This window comes from Ruegeria sp. CK3 (assembly GCF_056536565.1).
This window is the reverse complement of the sequence record NZ_JBQFPV010000005.1, coordinates 149,433-166,019: the sequence shown is the minus strand read 5'-3', so window position 1 is coordinate 166,019 and position 16,587 is coordinate 149,433. Positions and strand designations below refer to the sequence as shown.

At 58.9% G+C, this 16,587-nt stretch carries 18 protein-coding genes; 2 read left to right on the top strand and 16 right to left on the bottom strand.

Features of this window, described 5'->3' with window-relative positions; genetic code table 11:
* Positions 1-5: 5 nt before the first annotated feature.
* The 4 genes from ACR0C3_RS08465 to ACR0C3_RS08450 are packed head-to-tail and all read right to left on the bottom strand — an operon-like array spanning position 6 to position 1,910.
* Complete coding sequence (locus tag ACR0C3_RS08465; RefSeq protein WP_480758052.1) at positions 6-479, bottom strand: periplasmic heavy metal sensor; 474 nt, start codon at positions 477-479, stop codon at positions 6-8.
* Positions 476-829 carry a hypothetical protein gene (locus ACR0C3_RS08460; RefSeq protein ID WP_480758051.1) on the bottom strand — a complete coding sequence of 118 codons (354 nt, stop codon included), beginning with the start codon at positions 827-829 and terminating at the stop codon, positions 476-478. Before ACR0C3_RS08460 ends, ACR0C3_RS08465 begins: the two co-directional genes overlap by 4 nt.
* The gene (locus ACR0C3_RS08455) at positions 822-1,436 is read right to left on the bottom strand and encodes an RNA polymerase sigma factor (protein ID WP_480758050.1); all 615 of its coding nucleotides are present in this window, start codon (positions 1,434-1,436) and stop codon (positions 822-824) included. Before ACR0C3_RS08455 ends, ACR0C3_RS08460 begins: the two co-directional genes overlap by 8 nt.
* 6 nt (positions 1,437-1,442) lie before the next feature.
* Complete coding sequence (locus ACR0C3_RS08450) at positions 1,443-1,910, bottom strand: EF-hand domain-containing protein (RefSeq protein ID WP_480758049.1); 468 nt, start codon at positions 1,908-1,910, stop codon at positions 1,443-1,445.
* A 213-nt stretch (positions 1,911-2,123) separates the two neighbouring features.
* On the opposite strand from ACR0C3_RS08450, the gene ACR0C3_RS08445 reads away from it, so the two are divergent.
* Complete coding sequence (locus ACR0C3_RS08445; RefSeq protein ID WP_170483647.1) at positions 2,124-2,519, top strand: DUF983 domain-containing protein; 396 nt, start codon at positions 2,124-2,126, stop codon at positions 2,517-2,519.
* Positions 2,516-3,217, top strand: coding sequence for an NUDIX hydrolase (locus ACR0C3_RS08440; protein WP_480758048.1), 702 nt, complete (start codon positions 2,516-2,518; stop codon positions 3,215-3,217). Before ACR0C3_RS08445 ends, ACR0C3_RS08440 begins: the two co-directional genes overlap by 4 nt.
* Before the next feature lie 8 nt (positions 3,218-3,225).
* On the opposite strand, the gene ACR0C3_RS08435 is transcribed toward ACR0C3_RS08440, so the two are convergent.
* The 12 genes from ACR0C3_RS08435 to nuoG are packed head-to-tail and all read right to left on the bottom strand — an operon-like array spanning position 3,226 to position 16,585.
* Positions 3,226-4,893, bottom strand: coding sequence for a ribonuclease J (locus ACR0C3_RS08435; protein WP_480758047.1), 1,668 nt, complete (start codon positions 4,891-4,893; stop codon positions 3,226-3,228).
* Complete coding sequence (locus ACR0C3_RS08430) at positions 4,890-5,669, bottom strand: type III pantothenate kinase (protein WP_170554347.1); 780 nt, start codon at positions 5,667-5,669, stop codon at positions 4,890-4,892. Before ACR0C3_RS08430 ends, ACR0C3_RS08435 begins: the two co-directional genes overlap by 4 nt.
* Before the next feature lie 11 nt (positions 5,670-5,680).
* Positions 5,681-6,430 (bottom strand): biotin--[acetyl-CoA-carboxylase] ligase, encoded by a 750-nt coding sequence (locus ACR0C3_RS08425; RefSeq protein WP_480758046.1) that lies wholly within the window; start codon positions 6,428-6,430, stop codon positions 5,681-5,683.
* Positions 6,431-6,484: 54 nt separating this feature from the next.
* Complete coding sequence (gene nuoN, locus ACR0C3_RS08420) at positions 6,485-7,927, bottom strand: NADH-quinone oxidoreductase subunit NuoN (protein ID WP_480758045.1); 1,443 nt, start codon at positions 7,925-7,927, stop codon at positions 6,485-6,487.
* A gap of 15 nt (positions 7,928-7,942) precedes the next feature.
* Positions 7,943-9,487, bottom strand: coding sequence for an NADH-quinone oxidoreductase subunit M (locus ACR0C3_RS08415; RefSeq protein WP_480758044.1), 1,545 nt, complete (start codon positions 9,485-9,487; stop codon positions 7,943-7,945).
* Positions 9,487-11,667 carry an NADH-quinone oxidoreductase subunit L gene (gene nuoL, locus ACR0C3_RS08410; protein ID WP_480758043.1) on the bottom strand — a complete coding sequence of 727 codons (2,181 nt, stop codon included), beginning with the start codon at positions 11,665-11,667 and terminating at the stop codon, positions 9,487-9,489. Before nuoL ends, ACR0C3_RS08415 begins: the two co-directional genes overlap by 1 nt.
* Before the next feature lie 7 nt (positions 11,668-11,674).
* The gene (gene nuoK, locus ACR0C3_RS08405; protein WP_005984024.1) at positions 11,675-11,980 is read right to left on the bottom strand and encodes an NADH-quinone oxidoreductase subunit NuoK; all 306 of its coding nucleotides are present in this window, start codon (positions 11,978-11,980) and stop codon (positions 11,675-11,677) included.
* A gap of 4 nt (positions 11,981-11,984) precedes the next feature.
* On the bottom strand, positions 11,985-12,587 hold the full coding sequence (locus ACR0C3_RS08400) for an NADH-quinone oxidoreductase subunit J (protein WP_480758042.1): 603 nt from the start codon (positions 12,585-12,587) through the stop codon (positions 11,985-11,987).
* Positions 12,587-12,994, bottom strand: a complete 408-nt coding sequence (locus ACR0C3_RS08395) for a carboxymuconolactone decarboxylase family protein (RefSeq protein WP_170467879.1) — start codon at positions 12,992-12,994, stop codon at positions 12,587-12,589. The genes ACR0C3_RS08400 and ACR0C3_RS08395 overlap by 1 nt, the downstream gene beginning before the upstream one ends.
* Positions 12,991-13,485 (bottom strand): NADH-quinone oxidoreductase subunit NuoI, encoded by a 495-nt coding sequence (gene nuoI / locus ACR0C3_RS08390; protein ID WP_039524264.1) that lies wholly within the window; start codon positions 13,483-13,485, stop codon positions 12,991-12,993. The genes ACR0C3_RS08395 and nuoI overlap by 4 nt, the downstream gene beginning before the upstream one ends.
* Position 13,486: 1 nt before the next feature.
* A complete protein-coding gene (nuoH, locus tag ACR0C3_RS08385) occupies positions 13,487-14,524 on the bottom strand; it encodes an NADH-quinone oxidoreductase subunit NuoH (RefSeq protein WP_480758041.1) in 1,038 nt (345 codons plus the stop codon).
* A 45-nt stretch (positions 14,525-14,569) separates the two neighbouring features.
* Positions 14,570-16,585, bottom strand: a complete 2,016-nt coding sequence (gene nuoG, locus ACR0C3_RS08380) for an NADH-quinone oxidoreductase subunit NuoG (RefSeq protein ID WP_480758040.1) — start codon at positions 16,583-16,585, stop codon at positions 14,570-14,572.
* Positions 16,586-16,587 lie beyond the last annotated feature (2 nt).

Sequence of the window (16,587 nt, the reverse complement as noted above, 5' to 3'; positions counted from 1 at the left end):
TCGCCTCAGTGCTTTTTCTTGTGACCGCGCGGGCCGCGTTTCACGACCTCTTCCAGACGGGTCGCATAGGTCTGGCGTTCTTCGTCGCTCATCTGCGTAACCAGAACCAACCATTTCTCTTGCAGCGCGGCCTGCAAATCCGCCGTCGCTTGCGCCTGCTGCTGCAGCAAGAGCGTGACGGTTTCGGGATCAAAGGGAACAGCCTTCAACGCCTCAGTCACGACCATGAAGTCCTGAGAGCGCCCCTTAGCCCCTTTGCCGTGCAGGCCGGATAGCTCGCCCCTCAGGGCTTTGCGGTCCTCTTTTGGCAAGGCGCGGTACAATGCGGGCCCAAAGCCCGGCGGTGCCTTGGCGTGATCGCTATTCTTCAGCCGCAATACGCTGCCGACCGCGACCCCTATGATCAACAGGTTGATCGCTAGTGACAGAGTCAGAATGATTGGCATCCAACGTCGTTTCGGTTTTGGAGCAGTGTTCATTCCGTACTCTCCAGAAAACTGGTGTCAAATCCAAGGTCGGCCGCCAGAAAGCTGCCATCCGTTGCACCGAACAGGCCGACCGCATCCGGCAGAACGGCAGGTGCAAAAAACCCTATGAAAATCCCGGTGACGCTGGCAACCGCCAAGCCGCTAAAGCCCTGCCATCCACCGATATTGTCCAGAAGGCGTAGCCACAGAGACCGTTCGCGGCGTGTGTGTTTCGTCACCCGCCCCAGCCGAATGGTTTCGGCATCTGTCTGGATACGCACGGCAAGATCATCCGGCAGGCCAGGTCGGTCCTTGCGCGCCTGAGCAAACAGGTTTTCCAGTTCCATGTCGTGATCAGCCATCGTCATACCCCAGTTCTTCCCGCCGTCCGGCCAATATGGCCGACAAAGCCCGCTTGCCACGCGCGGTCAAGCTCTCGACCGCTTCTACCGACAGGCCCATGACCCCGGCAATCTCGGGGTTGGACAGTTCCTCAATATGTCTCAACACGACGGCTTGTCGCTGTCGGTCGGGCAATTGCATAAGCGCGACCTGCAAAGCATCATGACGCGCCGTATCTTGCATTTTCTCAACCACGCTGGCCGCGTTGTCGGGCGGCTCAGCCTCCTCGGGGAGCTGCTCCGGTGTTTTTTTGCGCTTGCGGTCCAGACACAAGTTCAGCGTCACGCGATAGAGCCAGGTTGACACTTTGGCCGAGCCCGGCACCCATTTGGGTGCCATCTGCCACAGCCGCATCATGGCATCCTGTGTCACATCCTCGGCCTCGGCCCGATTCCCCAGCATGCGCAGAGAGACCGAGTAGCAACGCGGGCCCAGCCGGTCCGTCAGGATCCGCGCCGCCCCGGCATCGCCATCGGCAAACATCCTCAGCAACCTATCGTCACCAAGGTCGTCCGCGGTGCACACCGCACCGCGAACGTCTTGAGGGTGGGAGGTCAGATCCTCCATCCTGCATCAGCTATCGTCAGCGTCCGATTTCTGGCGTTTCTTGTGATGCTTGCCCATCTTGTCCTTTGCATCGGCAAATTCCTGTTCCGAGATACCGCCGCTGCTATCCGCGTCGATCCGATCAAACATCTTGTCAGCCCGGCGCGGTTTGGGCAACTCATCGGTGCTGAGGGCTCCATCGCCATTGGCGTCATGCTTTTCGAACATTTTGGTCACGCGATCATTGGCTTTCTGCTGGGCCGCGGCCTGCATCTCCTCAAGGCTTATCTGTCCGTCGCCGTCAGTATCCGCCTTTATGAAGCGCTGCGCGCGATGGGCCTGCATCTCTTCTTTCGTGATCTGACCATCCGCATTGGCGTCCAACTCCTGAAACGAGACTGGCTCACGATCCTTTGGGCCTGCTGCCAGTGCCGATGTACCTGTGATCGCCACTGCCGACAGAACGATGGCCGGGATGAATTTCGAGTTCTTCATATCGGTTTCCCCATATTGGCGCGACCTGATTGCCGCTGCTCATATCCATTCAAACGCGGCACCAGCGGGTTTCCGTCGAAAAAAGTTTAGCGAAGGATCAGCAGGTCACGAACGCTTTCCCTAACCAAGCGATGCAAAGCGACGCACCCCCCTTTTCTATTGCGGAAAACAGGCCCATTATCCGCCAAAGATAGATGCGCGAGTTACATTATCATGGATCAAACGATCACCCCCGCAGTGGAAGAAGAGCGCGAAACATGGCCAGCTTTGGTCAAAGGCTTTCGTTGCAAATGCCCGAAATGTGGCGAAGGCAAGCTGCTGCACAGCTACCTCAAGGTTAACGACAGCTGCTCAAATTGCGGGCAAGAGCTGTTTCACCACCGCGCAGATGACGGCCCCGCCTATCTGACGATTCTGCTGGTCGGGCACTTGCTGGCACCTGCTTTGCATGTGTCATACGTGCATTGGCGTCCGGATCCGTGGACCATGGCCATCGGATTTTCCATCGGCTGCATAGCGCTGTCGCTGTTCCTGCTGCCCCGCCTGAAAGGGGCTGTCGTGGCTTATCAATGGGCTCGGCGCATGCATGGGTTCGAGAAAGCCGCGTGACCGTCGACAAGACCGCCATCCGCAACGCCGCCACGGTCATCGTATTGCGGGACCGTTACACCGCGCCTTCGATCCTGATGGGGCAACGCGGGGCCAAAGCGGCGTTCATGCCGAACAAATTCGTGTTTCCCGGCGGCGCGGTCGACCCCGAGGATGCGCGCATCCCACTGGCCGCCCCGCTGCCCCAACTCTGCTATGATCGCTTGGCCGAGCAGGCCGAGGCTGACCTGCAACAGGCGCTTGCCGTCGCAGCGATTCGAGAGTTGTGGGAGGAAACCGGGATGGTCCTTGGCCAACCCGGTGAATGGGACGGCGACGCTCCGGCCGATTGGGTCAGCTTTGCAGCTTTGGGCTACAAACCCTCGGCCGAGGCGCTTCAGTTCGTGTTCCGGGCCGTTACCCCTCCGGGTCGGCCCAGACGGTTTGATGCGCGGTTCTTTCTGGTCGATGCACAGGCGATTCACGGCGATCTGGACGATTTCAGCCGCGCCTCGGATGAGCTGTCGCACCTGCAATGGGTCAAACTGGACGAGGTTCGAGACTTCGACCTGCCCTTCATCACCGAGGTCGTGCTGGCCGAGATCACAGCCCGGGTCACCGACCCGACACCGCCAACCTCTGTTCCGTTTTTTCTAAACAATGATGAGGCCAGCCTGTTCCAAAGGCTCAGGGGGTACCCCATGCCCGAGGTTGACTGACCCCAACCTTATTTCATGCGACTGATCACAACCGTGACTTCGGGCTTTTTACCGATCTCTGCCTTGGCCGTCTGACGCACGATCCGGCGCATGGCCTCTTCCAGCTTGTCATCGTCGCGCAGGGTCTTGGCCTCGGCCCGCATCAGGAACTGGTTCAGGTCTTCCTCAAGCACCTCAACCAGTGCAGCGCGAGAGGTTCCGATCTCCGGCAGCCCCATCGTATCACACCATGGCTCACCCAGAGGCTCGTCCTCTTCATCCAGAATGACGGTCACAGTCACGTGGCCGTTCAGCGCCATGCGGATACGGTCGCGCACAACCCCGTCCAACGCTCCGACCTTGACCGTGCCATCCAGATAGGTCCGCCCCGTCTCAACGTAGTCGACAACCTTGGGCGCATTGCCGGTCAGATCCAGCATGGTGCCGTTAACGGCCAAAACACCCGTGCGTCCGCCGGCCTCGGCCAGTTTGGCATGTTCGCGCAGGTGTCGATGTTCGCCATGCATCGGGATCACAATCTGCGGGTCGATCAACCCATGGACTTTTTCAAGATCAGGCCGGTTGGCATGGCCCGATACGTGATAAAGGCCCGAGCTGTCATCCACCACATCCACGCCCTTTTCGCTGAGCTGGTTGATGATGAAAATCACGCCGCGCTCGTTGCCGGGAATGGTTTTCGAGGAGAACAGGAACAGATCGCCCTCTTTCAACTCGATACCGCGGTATTTACCACGAGCCAGCTGCGCGCTGGCGGCGCGGCGTTCGCCCTGGCTACCGGTTACAATCAGCATCAGGTTCTGACGCGGAAGCTCCACCGCCTCTTCGGCGCTGATCACTTTGGGGAAATCCGACAGGATGCCGGTTTCCGTTGCAGCTTCGATCATCCGGCGCATGGCCCGGCCCAACAGCACGACCGAACGCCCGGCCCTTTGGCCAGCTTCGGCCAAGGTCTTAACCCGCGCCACGTTCGAGGCGAATGTGGTCGCCACAACCATACCCTCGGCACTTTCAACCAGCTTGGTGATCTCAGGACCGACCTCGGACTCTGAGCGTCCGGGGTGGCTTGAGAACACATTGGTACTGTCACAGACCAAGGCCTTTACGCCGGATTTGGCGACATCGGCCCAGAGATCGGGATCAAACGGTTCGCCAACCACCGGGTTTGTGTCCAGTTTGAAGTCCCCCGAATGCACGATCCGCCCTTCAGGCGTGTCGATCACCAGCGCGGCGCTTTCCGGGATCGAGTGCGAAACCGGCAGGAAGCCAACGGTGAAAGGCCCGGCTGAGACCTGCTCGGGCCAAGCGGAGGCAGTGCGGACGGCGTCTTCAGGGTGGCCGTGTTCTTCCATCTTCCGACGGGCTATATTAGCGGTGAAGGCGCGCGCATAGATCGGCGCACCCAGTGCGTCGTAGCAATGCGCTACGGCCCCCACGTGGTCTTCGTGTGCGTGGGTGACAAAAACCGCTTCTAGCCGGTCGGCGCGTTCCTGTAGCCATGAGATATCGGCATGGATCAGGTCCACACCCGGTGTGGTGTCCATGTCAGGGAAGGTCACACCCAGATCGACGAGGATCAGACGTTCCTTGCCCGGCGCGCCGTAGCCATACACATAGGCATTCATGCCGATTTCACCGGCCCCGCCCAGTGGCAGGTAGATCAGTCTTTCGCTGCTCATTTTGAGCCATTTTCCTTGTTATAGCGATGGATCACGGTCAGCCCGTGCATCGTCAGATCATCTTCGATTGCGTCGAACCCCACGTCGGCCTGATCGAACAAGGGTGCGAGCCCACCGGTTCCAACGACTTTCATCGGCATTCCATATTCGGTCTTGATGCGGGCGATCAGCCCCTCGATCAAACCGGAATAGCCCCAATACACGCCCGATTGGATACAGCCAACCGTATTCGTACCAATCACCTTTTCCGGGCGGGTGATGTCGATATGTGGCAGGGCGGCGGCCCCTTGGTGCAGGGCCTCGAGGCTCAGGTTTACGCCCGGCGCGATGACGCCTCCGACATAGGCCCCATCAGAGGCGACGACGTCAAAGTTGGTCGCGGTTCCGAAATCGACAACCACAACGTCTCCGCCATGACGGTCAAAGGCCCCCACTGCATTGGCGAGGCGATCAGGCCCCGGCACCGTGCCTTCGTCAATGCGTGGGGCGACAGGCAAAAGGCAATCCGGTTTACCCACAACTAGCGGACGGCAACCAAAGAACCGATCCGCAAAGATGCGCAGATTGAAAACCACGCGCGGCACGGTCGAGGCGATGACAACATCGGTAATGTCAGCCTCGATCCCGTAGTGTTTCACCAGTGTGGAATACCAGGTGAAATAGGCATCCGCCGTGCGCGAATGATGGGTCGAGGTGCGCAGGGTACACAGAAACGTCTCGCCGTCCCAGATCGAGAAAACGGTATTGGTATTGCCGCAGTCGATGGCCAGAAGCATCTGAGCCCCCTTCAGAAAAACACGTCCGCCGCAGGAATGCTCACACGGCCTTTGGCGGTGTTTAGGACAAGGTTGCCCCCCGCGTCTACCGTTTCGAAGGTACCAACCGTTTCCGACGTGGCGGTACGGGCGGTAACGACCTCACCCAGCCGCGCTGCGCGGGCCAACCATGCCGTGCGGATCGGTTCAAAGCCGTAAGTGACGAATTGGGTTTCATAGCCGGCATAGGCGATGGCGAGTTCGGTCAAAAAATCCTCAGGCGTGACATGCGCACCGGTTTCCGACAGCAGAGAAACCGGGCGAACGGCACCCGGCTCAACCGCGTCTGCGCCAGGGGCTTCGGTCAGATTGACGCCGATCCCAATCGACAGATGTGAAACTCCGCGCCCCTGCCCCGTGCTTTCCAGCAATATCCCCGCAAGCTTGCCGCCGTTCAGCAAAACATCATTGGGCCATTTTAGCGACAAACCTGACGCTCTGCCGGTCACAGCGACACAGGCATCGAACAAGGCCAAAGCCGCTACGAAGCTGCGCAGAGCCGCACTCTCCGGATCGCCCTGAGGGCGCATCAGAAGGGTCGAGGCCAAATTGCCCTTGGGATTGGCCCAAGCCCGCCCTCGCCTGCCGCGCGCTGCTGTCTGATGATGCGCCATGATCCACACGGGGCCTTGCGCCGTGGGTGCAAGACGCGCCGCTTCGTTCAACGTGCTGTCCACCTCTTGCAAGATGTGCAAGCCGTACCCGTCGGGCCAGCTACTCATGTCAGCAAGGCCCGCTTGCGCGGTTGCGCAGCTGCATTGTGTTGGCGGCTTTCATCAGTTGACAAGCGTGGCTGCAGCAGCGGCCGCAGCGCCCTCGACACCAAACTGGTAGAACACGCCGATCAACATCAAAGCCGCCGATCCCATCAAGGCCACCCACAATACAGGGTTTGAACGCGTTTCGATGGGTTCTTCGTTCTCAGCACCGAAATACATATAGAAGACGATCCGCAGATAGTAGAACGCACCGATGACCGAGGCGATGGCCGACACGATCACCAACCCGGTCAGACCCGCGCTGACACCCGCCTGCCAAACGCCGAACTTGGCAAAGAACCCAAGCATGGGCGGTACACCTGCCAAGCTAAACATCAGGATCAGAACGGCCAGAGCCTTTCCCGGATCGCGCTTGGAATACTGCCGCAAGGCGTCGATGTCGGTGACCGGTTTGCCGTCGCGCTCCATCATCAGGATGAAGGCGAAGGTGCCGATATTCATCGTCACGTAGATCGCCAGATACATCAGCATGGCTTTCACGCCCAGCTCGGTTCCCGCAGCCAGACCGATCAGCGCATAGCCCATATGGGCAATCGAGGAAAACGCCATCAGACGTTTGATGTCACGCTGGCCAATGGCGGCAACCGCGCCCAACAGCATGGACAGAACCGACAGCAACACGATCACCTGCTGCCAATCCTTCACGATGCCTCCAAACGCGTCATGCAGCAGGCGCGCAAACAGCGCCATGGCAGCCACTTTTGGAGCGGTCGCAAAGAAGGCTGTGATCGGGGTCGGAGACCCTTCGTACACATCCGGCGTCCACATGTGGAACGGCACGGCCGAAACCTTGAAAGCCAGACCCGAGATCAGCAAGATCAGACCGAAGAGCAGACCGATCGAGACGTCTCCGGCCTGAACGGTGGCGATGACGCCCGAGAACAGCGTGGTGCCGGTGAACCCGTAAACCAACGACGCGCCATAGAGCAGCAGGCCCGAGCTAAGCGCACCCAGAACGAAATACTTCAGACCGGCCTCAGTAGATTTCGCGCTGTCCCGCCGCAGCGCTGCCACGACATAGAGGGCCAGCGATTGAAGCTCCAACCCCATGTAAAGCGACATCAGATCGCCAGCGCTGACCATCATCATCATCCCGACCGCAGCCAAAGCGACCAGCACAGGGTATTCAAACCGCAGCAGGTTGCGGCGGGCCATGTAGTCCTGGCTCATGACAAGAACGGCAGCGGCGGAAAGTAAGATGGCAACCTTGGAAAACCGCGCAAAGCCGTCATCCACGAACATTCCATAGAACGCCACGTTGGTCCCGTCACCGTTGCTTGAGATCCAAATCGCCAGAAGCGCCATTAGACCTGCCGTGGACCAGACCAATGCCGGAGCCAGTTCGTCCTTCTTTGTGTAAACAGCCACGATCAGAGCAGCCATCGCATATACGGCCAGAACGATCTCTGGCAGGATTATCGTCAGATCAGCCTGGATCATGTCTCCAAAGCTCCCTTAATGCGAAGCGGCCGTCTGGGTCGCAGCTTCAGCCGCGGCCAGAGCCGTGTCATAGTTCGAAATCAGTGCAGCGGTCGAGTTGCCGATCACATCGGTCACCAGCGACGGATAGACGCCCAGCAGGATGGTCATCACGATGAGCGGCGCAAAGATCAGCCGCTCACGCGAGCTCATGTCGGTCATCGCCTTGAGGCTTTCCTTGATCAGATCGCCGAACACGACCCGACGGTAGAGCCAAAGCGCATAGCCTGCCGAGAATATCACGCCGGTCGCGGCCACTGCGGTTACCCAGGTGTTGACCTGGAATGCGCCCATCAGGGTCAGAAACTCGCCGATGAAGCCCGAGGTACCCGGCAGGCCGACATTCGCCATGGTGAACAGCATGAAGACCAGCGCATAGGCGGGCATCCGGATCACCAGACCTCCGTACGCGTCGATATCGCGGGTGTGCATCCGGTCGTAGATCACGCCGACGCACAGGAACAAAGCCGCTGAGATAAACCCATGGCTGAGCATCTGGAAGATCGCGCCATCAATACCCTGCTGGTTCGCCGCGAAAATCCCCATAGTCACAAAGCCCATATGCGCGACCGAGGAGTATGCGATCAGTTTCTTCATATCCTCCTGCACCAGCGCAACGAGCGAGGTATAGACAACGGCGATGGCTGACATCCACAGCACCAGATCGGTCATCACCGCCGAGCCAACCGGGAACATCGGCAGGCTGAACCGCAGGAAACCATAGCCGCCCATTTTCAACAGGATCGCCGCCAGCACGACCGAGCCCGCCGTCGGGGCCTGCACGTGCGCATCCGGCAGCCAAGTATGCACCGGCCACATCGGCATTTTCACCGCGAAAGACGCGAAGAAGGCAAGGAACATCAGCGTCTGCATCCCGCCGACGACGTAAATGCCTAGCACGCTAAAGCTTTCGGACGAGAACTGATGGGTCATCAGCGCTTCGATATCCGTGGTGCCGGCATCAGCATACATCGAAACCATCGCCACCAACATCAGCACCGAGCCTAGGAAGGTATAAAGGAAGAACTTGAAGCTGGCGTAAATGCGGTCCTTGCCGCCCCAAATGCCGATAATCAGGAACATCGGGATCAGGCCTGCCTCGAAGAACAGGTAGAACAGCACCAGATCCAGCGCCATGAACACGCCCAGCATCAGCGTTTCCAGCAGCAGGAAGGCGATCATGTATTCCTTGACCCGTTCGGTCACTTTCCAGCTGGCCAGAATGGTCAGGGGCATGATGAAGGTTGTCAGCAATACGAACAGCACGCTGATGCCATCGACGCCCATCTTGTATTTCAGACCCATCAGCCACTCGCCCTCTTCCACCATCTGGAAGCCGGTGTTCGAGGGATCAAAGCCCGTGTAGATACCAATCGACACGAGGAAGGTAACAGTGGTCGCAAGCAGAGCCACCCATTTGGCATTCCGCTGCGCCGCCGCATCATTTCCGTGCAGGAAAAGCGCCAGAATACCCGCGGCAATGGCCGGGATGAAGGTCACGATCGAAAGGATATTGTCCATTACTGCGCCCCTCCGCCGATCGACATCCAGGTCACAAGGGCCGCGATGCCCAGCACCATCCAGAAGGCGTAGGTAAAGATGTACCCGGTCTGCGCCTTACCTGCGAGGCGGGTGAAGAAGGGAACAACGCCCATTGCTACTCCGTTCAGGAAACCATCAATTGTGTTGCCATCGCCGCGCTTCCACAGAAGGCGGCCAAGGGCCAGAGTGGGTTTGACAAAGATGGCGTTATAGATCTCGTCAAAGTACCATTTGTTCAGCAGGAACAGGTACAGTGGACGCTGGTTTGCGGCCAGACGCGCGGGCAGCGAAGTGTTCACGATGTAGAACCAGTAGGCCACGACAAACCCAAGCAACATTGCCACGAAAGGCGAGACCTTGACCCATTTCGGGACGGCATGGGCGTCATCCAGCACGGTATTGTCCGGCGCGATGTACAAAGCGCCCTCACCCGGTTCGCCCGCGAAGACGTAGTGATGATCTCCGTGGGCGTCTTTCTTGCCATGTGTCTCATCCGCATGGTCATCCCCGTGCGCCTCATCCGAGTGGGCATCGGCATGATCGTCACCGTGATGCTCCTCGGCGGTACCATCGGCGACATGCTCGGCATGGGTCGCATCGTCATGACCTTCACCATGCGCCGAAGCCTCGGCCACCGGAATGCCATAGAACTTGCCCACCTTGTCGGTGTGACCAAAGAAGTTGCTGTACCAGATCATCCCGGCAAAAACCGCGCCCAGTGACAAAACACCAAGAGGGATCAGCATCACCTTCGGGCTTTCATGGGCGTGATCATGCGTATGCTTGTCCCCGCGCGGCTCGCCATAGAAGGTCAGGAAAATCAGACGCCAGCTGTAGAACGAGGTGAAAACAGCCGCGATAACCAGCATCCAGAAGGCATAGCCCGTGCCGCCCGCAAAGGCGCTTTCAATGATCGCGTCCTTGGACAAGAACCCGGCAAAGCCGAAGGTGGTCAGCGGGATACCGACACCCGTGATGGCCAGCGTTCCGATCATCATCGCCCAGAACGTATAGGGGATCTTACTCCGCAGCCCGCCATATTCGGTCATTTCCTGCTCGTGGTGCATCGCATGGATCACCGAACCGGCCCCGAGGAACAAAAGCGCCTTGAAGAAAGCGTGCGTCAGCAGGTGGAACATCGCCGCCGAGTACATGCCGACGCCTGCGGCCACGAACATGTAGCCCAGCTGCGAACAGGTCGAATAAGCTATGACGCGCTTGATGTCGGTCTGAACCAATCCCACGGTCGCCGCAAAAAACGCAGTCGAGGCCCCAAGGAAGGTGATAAACCCGGTCGCCCCAGGCGCGAACTCCATCAGCGGCGACATGCGGCAGACAAGGAACACACCCGCCGTTACCATTGTCGCGGCATGGATCAGGGCTGATACAGGCGTCGGGCCTTCCATCGCGTCCGGCAACCATGTGTGCAGGATCAACTGCGCCGATTTACCCATCGCGCCGATGAACAGAAGGACACAGATCACCTCTACCGCGTTCCACTCACCCCAGAGGAAGCTGAGCTGCATTTCCGACAGGTCAGAGGCCGAGGCAAAGATATCCGAGAAGTTGATGCTGTCAGTCAGGAAGAAGATCGCGAAAATCCCCAGCGCAAAGCCAAAATCGCCAACCCGGTTGACGATAAACGCCTTCATGGCCGCCGCATTGGCGCTGGACTTGCGATAATAGAAACCGATCAGCAGGTATGAGGCGACGCCCACGCCTTCCCAGCCGAAGAACATCTGCACGAGGTTGTCGGCTGTCACCAGCATAAGCATCGCGAAGGTGAAGAAAGAGAGATAGGCAAAGAAGCGCGGCTTGTAGCTTTCACCCTCCCGCCATTGCGGGTCGTGATCCATGTAGCCGAAGGAATAGAGGTGCACGAGCGCCGAGACAGTCGTCACCACAATCAGCATGATCGCGGTTAGACGGTCCAGACGGATTGCCCAACTTGTCGAGAGAGAGCCGCTCTCGATCCAGCGCAGGATTTCGATCTGTTGGGTCTGACCATCGAAAGCCAGGAACACGATCCACGACAGCAGACAGGCCAGAAACAGCAGACCCGTTGCGGTCCACATGGCGGCTTTCTCACCGATGAACCGCCAGCCGAACCCGCAGATCAGAGCGCCCACGAGCGGGGCAAAGAGGATGGTGGTTTCCATAGTTCTCTTAGCCCTTCATCATATTGACGTCTTCAACCGCGATGGTGCCACGGTTGCGGAAGAAGCAGACCAGAATGGCTAGACCAATCGCCGCCTCCGCCGCCGCAACGGTCAGCACGAACAGCGTGAACACCTGCCCGACCAGATCACCGAGGAAGCTGGAAAACGCCACAAGGTTGATATTCACCGCCAGCAGCATCAACTCGATGCTCATCAGTAGGATGATGACATTCTTGCGGTTCAGGAAGAGACCGAAGATGCCGATGACGAACAGCGTCGCGGCGACCGTAAGATAGTGTTCAAGTCCGATCATCTTCTCAAAGTCCCTGCCCCGGTTTCACGTCCTTCAACTCCATTGCCTTGACCGGGTCGCGCATCATCTGGCCGACGATGTCCTGACGCTTGATGTCCTGACGGTGGCGCAGCGTCAGCACGATGGCACCGATCATGGCCACCAGCAGGATCAGACCCGCAAGTTGGAACAGAAGAAAATACTGATCGTAAAGGATAACGCCGAGCGCTTCGGTGTTGTGGCGGTCTGTTGGGACCGGTTGCGTCAGATTGGCTTCAACGCCTTGCGCGCTGTCCCATGCTCCGAAGGCCATGATGAACTGCATCAGGATCACCAAACCGATCAGCAGGGCCAGCGGCATGTACCGCGCCATCTCGGCCTTCAGCTCGGCAAAGTCCACGTCCAGCATCATCACAACGAACAGGAACAGCACCGCGACCGCGCCGACATAGACGATGATCAGCAACATCGCCACAAACTCGGCCCCCAGCAGCACGAACAGCCCAGCCGATGACAAGAAGGACAGGATCAGCCACAGCACCGAGTGCACCGGCTGGCGGCTGATCACCGTGAACAGCCCGCCGGTTATAGTGCTGATGGCAAACAGGTAGAAGGCAAAGACGGTCATTAATCCTCATCCTCGTTGTCGCTCATGACCTCTTGCGCCAGATCCAGCGCGCGGGTCATGGCCGGGATGCCAGCAAAGACCGACATCTGACCGATCGTTTCCACGATCTCTTGTTTCCTTGCGCCCGCCTCAAGCGCATGGCGCACGGTCTGCCGAACGGCCGAATCTGCCTGAGCGCCCTGACAGGTCAACCCAGCCAGCGTTAGCAGTAGACGCGTCTTGGCATCCAGCCCGTCCTTGTTGACGGTGTTGCCGAACATCATCTCCATGACCTCTTTGGGCATGGTCGGCCATAGGTTCTCGAACCCTTTGGGCGAGAAATTCTCCATCGCCGGGTTCATCGCCTTGGCCATGTCCTGCGCCTGCTTCATCATCAGCTCAAACGGATTTGTCGGCGTGTCACTCATCTGTACGGCGCATCCATTTCCAGATTGCGGGCGATTTCGGCTTCCCAGCGTTCACCGTTGTCGAGCAGTTTTTCCTTGTCGTAAAACAGCTCTTCCCTTGTTTCTGTGGCGAATTCGAAGTTCGGACCTTCGACAATTGCGTCGACCGGGCAGGCCTCTTGGCAGAAACCGCAATAGATGCATTTGGTCATGTCGATGTCATAGCGCGTGGTGCGGCGGCTGCCATCTTCGCGTGGTTCGGCGTCGATGGTGATGGCTTGCGCCGGGCAAATCGCCTCGCAGAGCTTACAGGCGATGCAGCGTTCCTCGCCGTTAGGGTATCGGCGCAAGGCGTGCTCGCCGCGGAACCGAGGCGACAGAGGGCCCTTTTCATGCGGATAATTCACGGTGGCCTTGGGCGCGAAGAAGTATTTTAGCCCAAGCTTCATGCCGACCCAGAAGTCCTGCAACAGGAAGTACTTGGCAGCGCGGGTGTAGTCGATTTGAGTCATATCAGCCTCCTACGCTCCAACGCGCGAATGCGCCCCAGAACCATTCCAATTTTGCAGCAAAGGCCACGAAAACCACCCATGCCAATGAGAATGGCAGAAATACTTTCCATCCCAGACGCATTAGCTGGTCATAGCGGTAGCGGGGCGTGATTGCCTTGACCATCGCGAAGAGGAAGAAGAAGAACGCCATCTTCGCGACCATCCATAGCACACCGTCAGGCAGGCCCGGGATCGGCGACAGCCAACCGCCGAAGAACAGCAGCGTGGTCAGCGCGCACATTAGGAAGATGGCGATGTACTCGCCCGCCATGAACAGCAGGAAGGGCGTGGCCGAGTATTCGACCTGATAGCCGGCGACCAGTTCTGATTCCGCTTCGGGCAAATCGAACGGTGGACGGTTGGTTTCCGCAAGCGCCGAGATGAAGAACAGGAAGACCATCGGGAAATGCGGTAACCAGTACCAACTGAAGAATCCGAAGCGGCCGTCCTGCGCCTCGACGATATTGCCGAAGTTCATCGAACCGGTCGAGATGATCACGCCGATGATGATCAGACCTATGGACACTTCATAAGAGATCATCTGTGCCGCAGAGCGCAACGAGCCGAGGAACGGGTACTTTGAGTTCGACGCCCAACCGCCCATAATCACGCCATAAACCTCCAAAGAGGACACGGCGAAGACATAGAGGATCGCCACGTTCAGATCTGACAGCACCCAGCCGTCGTTGAATGGGATCACGGCCCAAGCAATCATTGCCAGCACGAAAGAGGTCAGCGGAGCAAGGATGAAAACGGTGCGGTCCGCGCCTGCTGGGATGACGACCTCTTTGACCACATATTTCAGCGCGTCGGCCACTGTTTGCAATAGGCCGTAAACACCCACCACGTTCGGGCCACGGCGCATCTGAACAGCGGCCCAGATCTTGCGATCGCCGTAGACAAGGAACAACAGCGAGATCATCACAAAGGCAACAACGGCAAGCACCTGCGCTAGGACGATCAGGGCGATGCCGCCCGGTGTGTTAAAGAAATCAGCCATTGGTCCTCACACCGTGGGTCGTCGGGGATATCTCTGCGGGACGGATCATTCTGCGGCCATCCTGTCTGTGTTATTCGCCTGCACCGACAGCTCGGCCATCAGTTGTGAGGCGCGCGCGATCGGGTTGGTCAGATAGAAATCTTTGACCGCATAGCGGAAACTCGCCTTGCCCAGTGTACCAGCCTCAAGCGGTTGCACCTCGTTCGCAATCACTTCGTCGATATGCGCCAGATGCGGTACCGCCTCGATCAACGCGGATCGCAATTGCCCCAAAGAGTCGAAGGGTAGAGTTGCCCCTAACTCGGCCGAGAGTGCACGCAGGATCGCCCAGTTTTCCTTGGCCTCACCCGGTGCGAAACCCGCACGCATGGCCAGCTGAGGGCGGCCTTCGGTGTTGACGAACAACCCGTTTTCCTCGGTATAGGCGGCGGCAGGCAGAATCACATCAGCGCGGTGCGCGCCACGGTCGCCATGGCTGCCCTGATAGATGACGAATGCGCCGTCTCCGATTTCGACCTCGTCCGCGCCGAGGTTATAGATCACATCAGCCGCGCTGATCGCGTCCATACCGCCCGCGTTGGTGGCATCCACATCCATCGCACCCACACGCGCGGCAGCAGTATGCAGGATGATCAGCCCACTTTCGGTATTGCTTGCAATGGCTTGCGCGGCCACCAGAACAGCGGCGCCATCGGCCTCTTGCAGCGCGCCCTGACCGACAATGACCAAAGAGCGTTTGGCCTTGATCTCATCATCGCCGCCCATGTCGACAACCTTTTGCAACGCTGCGCGGTCATCGCCCATGTGGTGGTATTCATAGGTTAGATCGGCCGCCGGGCCGACCAGAGCAACCTCGGCCCCATGCGCCCAGGCCTTGCGGATGCGGGCATTCAGAACCGGAGCCTCATCGCGCGGATTGGTTCCGATCAGCAGAATACGCTCGGCCATGTCGATATCTTCGATCGCAGCGGTCCCGGCATAGGCTCCACGGTTGCCCGCAGGCAGCTTGGCCCCGTCCGTACGGCATTCGACAACACCGCCCTGCCCTTCGATCATCTGCTTCAGCGCAAAGATCGCCTCAACCGGCGCCAGATCACCGATGAGACCGGCCTGTTTTTCGGCCCCTTTCAGCGCTTCAGCGGCTTTGGTCAGCGCCTCAGGCCACGAGGCCGGACGCAGCTTGCCGTTTTCGCGCACATACGGGCGGTCCAGACGCTGACGGCGTAGACCGTCCCAGACGAACCGGGTTTTGTCGCTGATCCATTCCTCGTTCACGCCATCATGGTTGCGCGGGAGGAACCGCATCACTTCGCGCCCTTTGGTATCCACGCGGATGTTCGACCCCAAGGCATCCATCACGTCGATGCTCTCGGTCTTGGTCAGCTCCCACGGACGCGCGGTGAAGGCATAGGGTTTCGAAGTCAGCGCACCCACGGGGCACAGATCAATGATGTTACCCTGCAGGTTCGAGTGCAGCGTCTGGTTCAGGTATGAGGTGATTTCAGCATCCTCGCCCCGACCAGTCTGACCCATCTGAGTGATGCCAGCGACCTCGGTCGTGAAGCGCACACAGCGCGTACAACTGATACAGCGGGTCATTGCGGTACCGACCAGCGGCCCCAAATCCAGATCGTCAACGGCGCGCTTGGCTTCCTTAAAGCGTGAACCCGAAACACCATAGGCCATCGCCTGATCCTGCAGGTCGCACTCCCCCCCCTGATCACAGATCGGGCAGTCCAGAGGGTGGTTGATCAGCAAAAACTCCATCACCCCTTCGCGGGCCTTCTTGACCATGGGTGAGTTCGTCTTGACCTGAGGCGGCTGCCCCTCCGGCCCCGGACGCAGATCACGCACCTGCATCGCGCAAGAGGCCGCAGGTTTCGGAGGGCCGCCCACGACCTCAACCAGACACATCCGGCAGTTCCCCGCAATCGACAGACGTTCGTGATAGCAGAAGCGCGGCACCTCGACCCCGGCCTCTTCACAGGCCTGGATCAGGGTCATAGCACCATCGACTTCGATTTCCTGCCCGTCGATATTGATCTTGCGGAGGTCAGACATCG

Bases quoted from the DNA above. Each gene is read 5' to 3' on its own strand.
- ACR0C3_RS08430 (WP_170554347.1), bottom strand. From the start codon at position 5,669: ATGCTTCTGGCCATCGACTGCGGCAATACCAATACCGTTTTCTCGATC.
- ACR0C3_RS08460 (WP_480758051.1), bottom strand. From the start codon at position 829: ATGGCTGATCACGACATGGAACTGGAAAACCTGTTTGCTCAGGCGCGC.
- nuoI (WP_039524264.1), bottom strand. From the start codon at position 13,485: ATGACTCAAATCGACTACACCCGCGCTGCCAAGTACTTCCTGTTGCAG.
- ACR0C3_RS08435 (WP_480758047.1), bottom strand. From the start codon at position 4,893: ATGAGCAGCGAAAGACTGATCTACCTGCCACTGGGCGGGGCCGGTGAA.
- ACR0C3_RS08425 (WP_480758046.1), bottom strand. From the start codon at position 6,430: ATGAGTAGCTGGCCCGACGGGTACGGCTTGCACATCTTGCAAGAGGTG.
- ACR0C3_RS08450 (WP_480758049.1), bottom strand. From the start codon at position 1,910: ATGAAGAACTCGAAATTCATCCCGGCCATCGTTCTGTCGGCAGTGGCG.
- nuoK (WP_005984024.1), bottom strand. From the start codon at position 11,980: ATGATCGGACTTGAACACTATCTTACGGTCGCCGCGACGCTGTTCGTC.
- ACR0C3_RS08455 (WP_480758050.1), bottom strand. From the start codon at position 1,436: ATGGAGGATCTGACCTCCCACCCTCAAGACGTTCGCGGTGCGGTGTGC.
- nuoN (WP_480758045.1), bottom strand. From the start codon at position 7,927: ATGATCCAGGCTGATCTGACGATAATCCTGCCAGAGATCGTTCTGGCC.
- nuoL (WP_480758043.1), bottom strand. From the start codon at position 11,667: ATGGAAACCACCATCCTCTTTGCCCCGCTCGTGGGCGCTCTGATCTGC.
- ACR0C3_RS08445 (WP_170483647.1), top strand. From the start codon at position 2,124: ATGGATCAAACGATCACCCCCGCAGTGGAAGAAGAGCGCGAAACATGG.
- ACR0C3_RS08465 (WP_480758052.1), bottom strand. From the start codon at position 479: ATGAACACTGCTCCAAAACCGAAACGACGTTGGATGCCAATCATTCTG.
- ACR0C3_RS08395 (WP_170467879.1), bottom strand. From the start codon at position 12,994: ATGAGTGACACGCCGACAAATCCGTTTGAGCTGATGATGAAGCAGGCG.
- nuoH (WP_480758041.1), bottom strand. From the start codon at position 14,524: ATGGCTGATTTCTTTAACACACCGGGCGGCATCGCCCTGATCGTCCTA.
- ACR0C3_RS08400 (WP_480758042.1), bottom strand. From the start codon at position 12,587: ATGACCGTCTTTGCCTTCTACCTGTTTGCCATCAGCACTATAACCGGC.
- nuoG (WP_480758040.1), bottom strand. From the start codon at position 16,585: ATGTCTGACCTCCGCAAGATCAATATCGACGGGCAGGAAATCGAAGTC.
- ACR0C3_RS08415 (WP_480758044.1), bottom strand. From the start codon at position 9,487: ATGGACAATATCCTTTCGATCGTGACCTTCATCCCGGCCATTGCCGCG.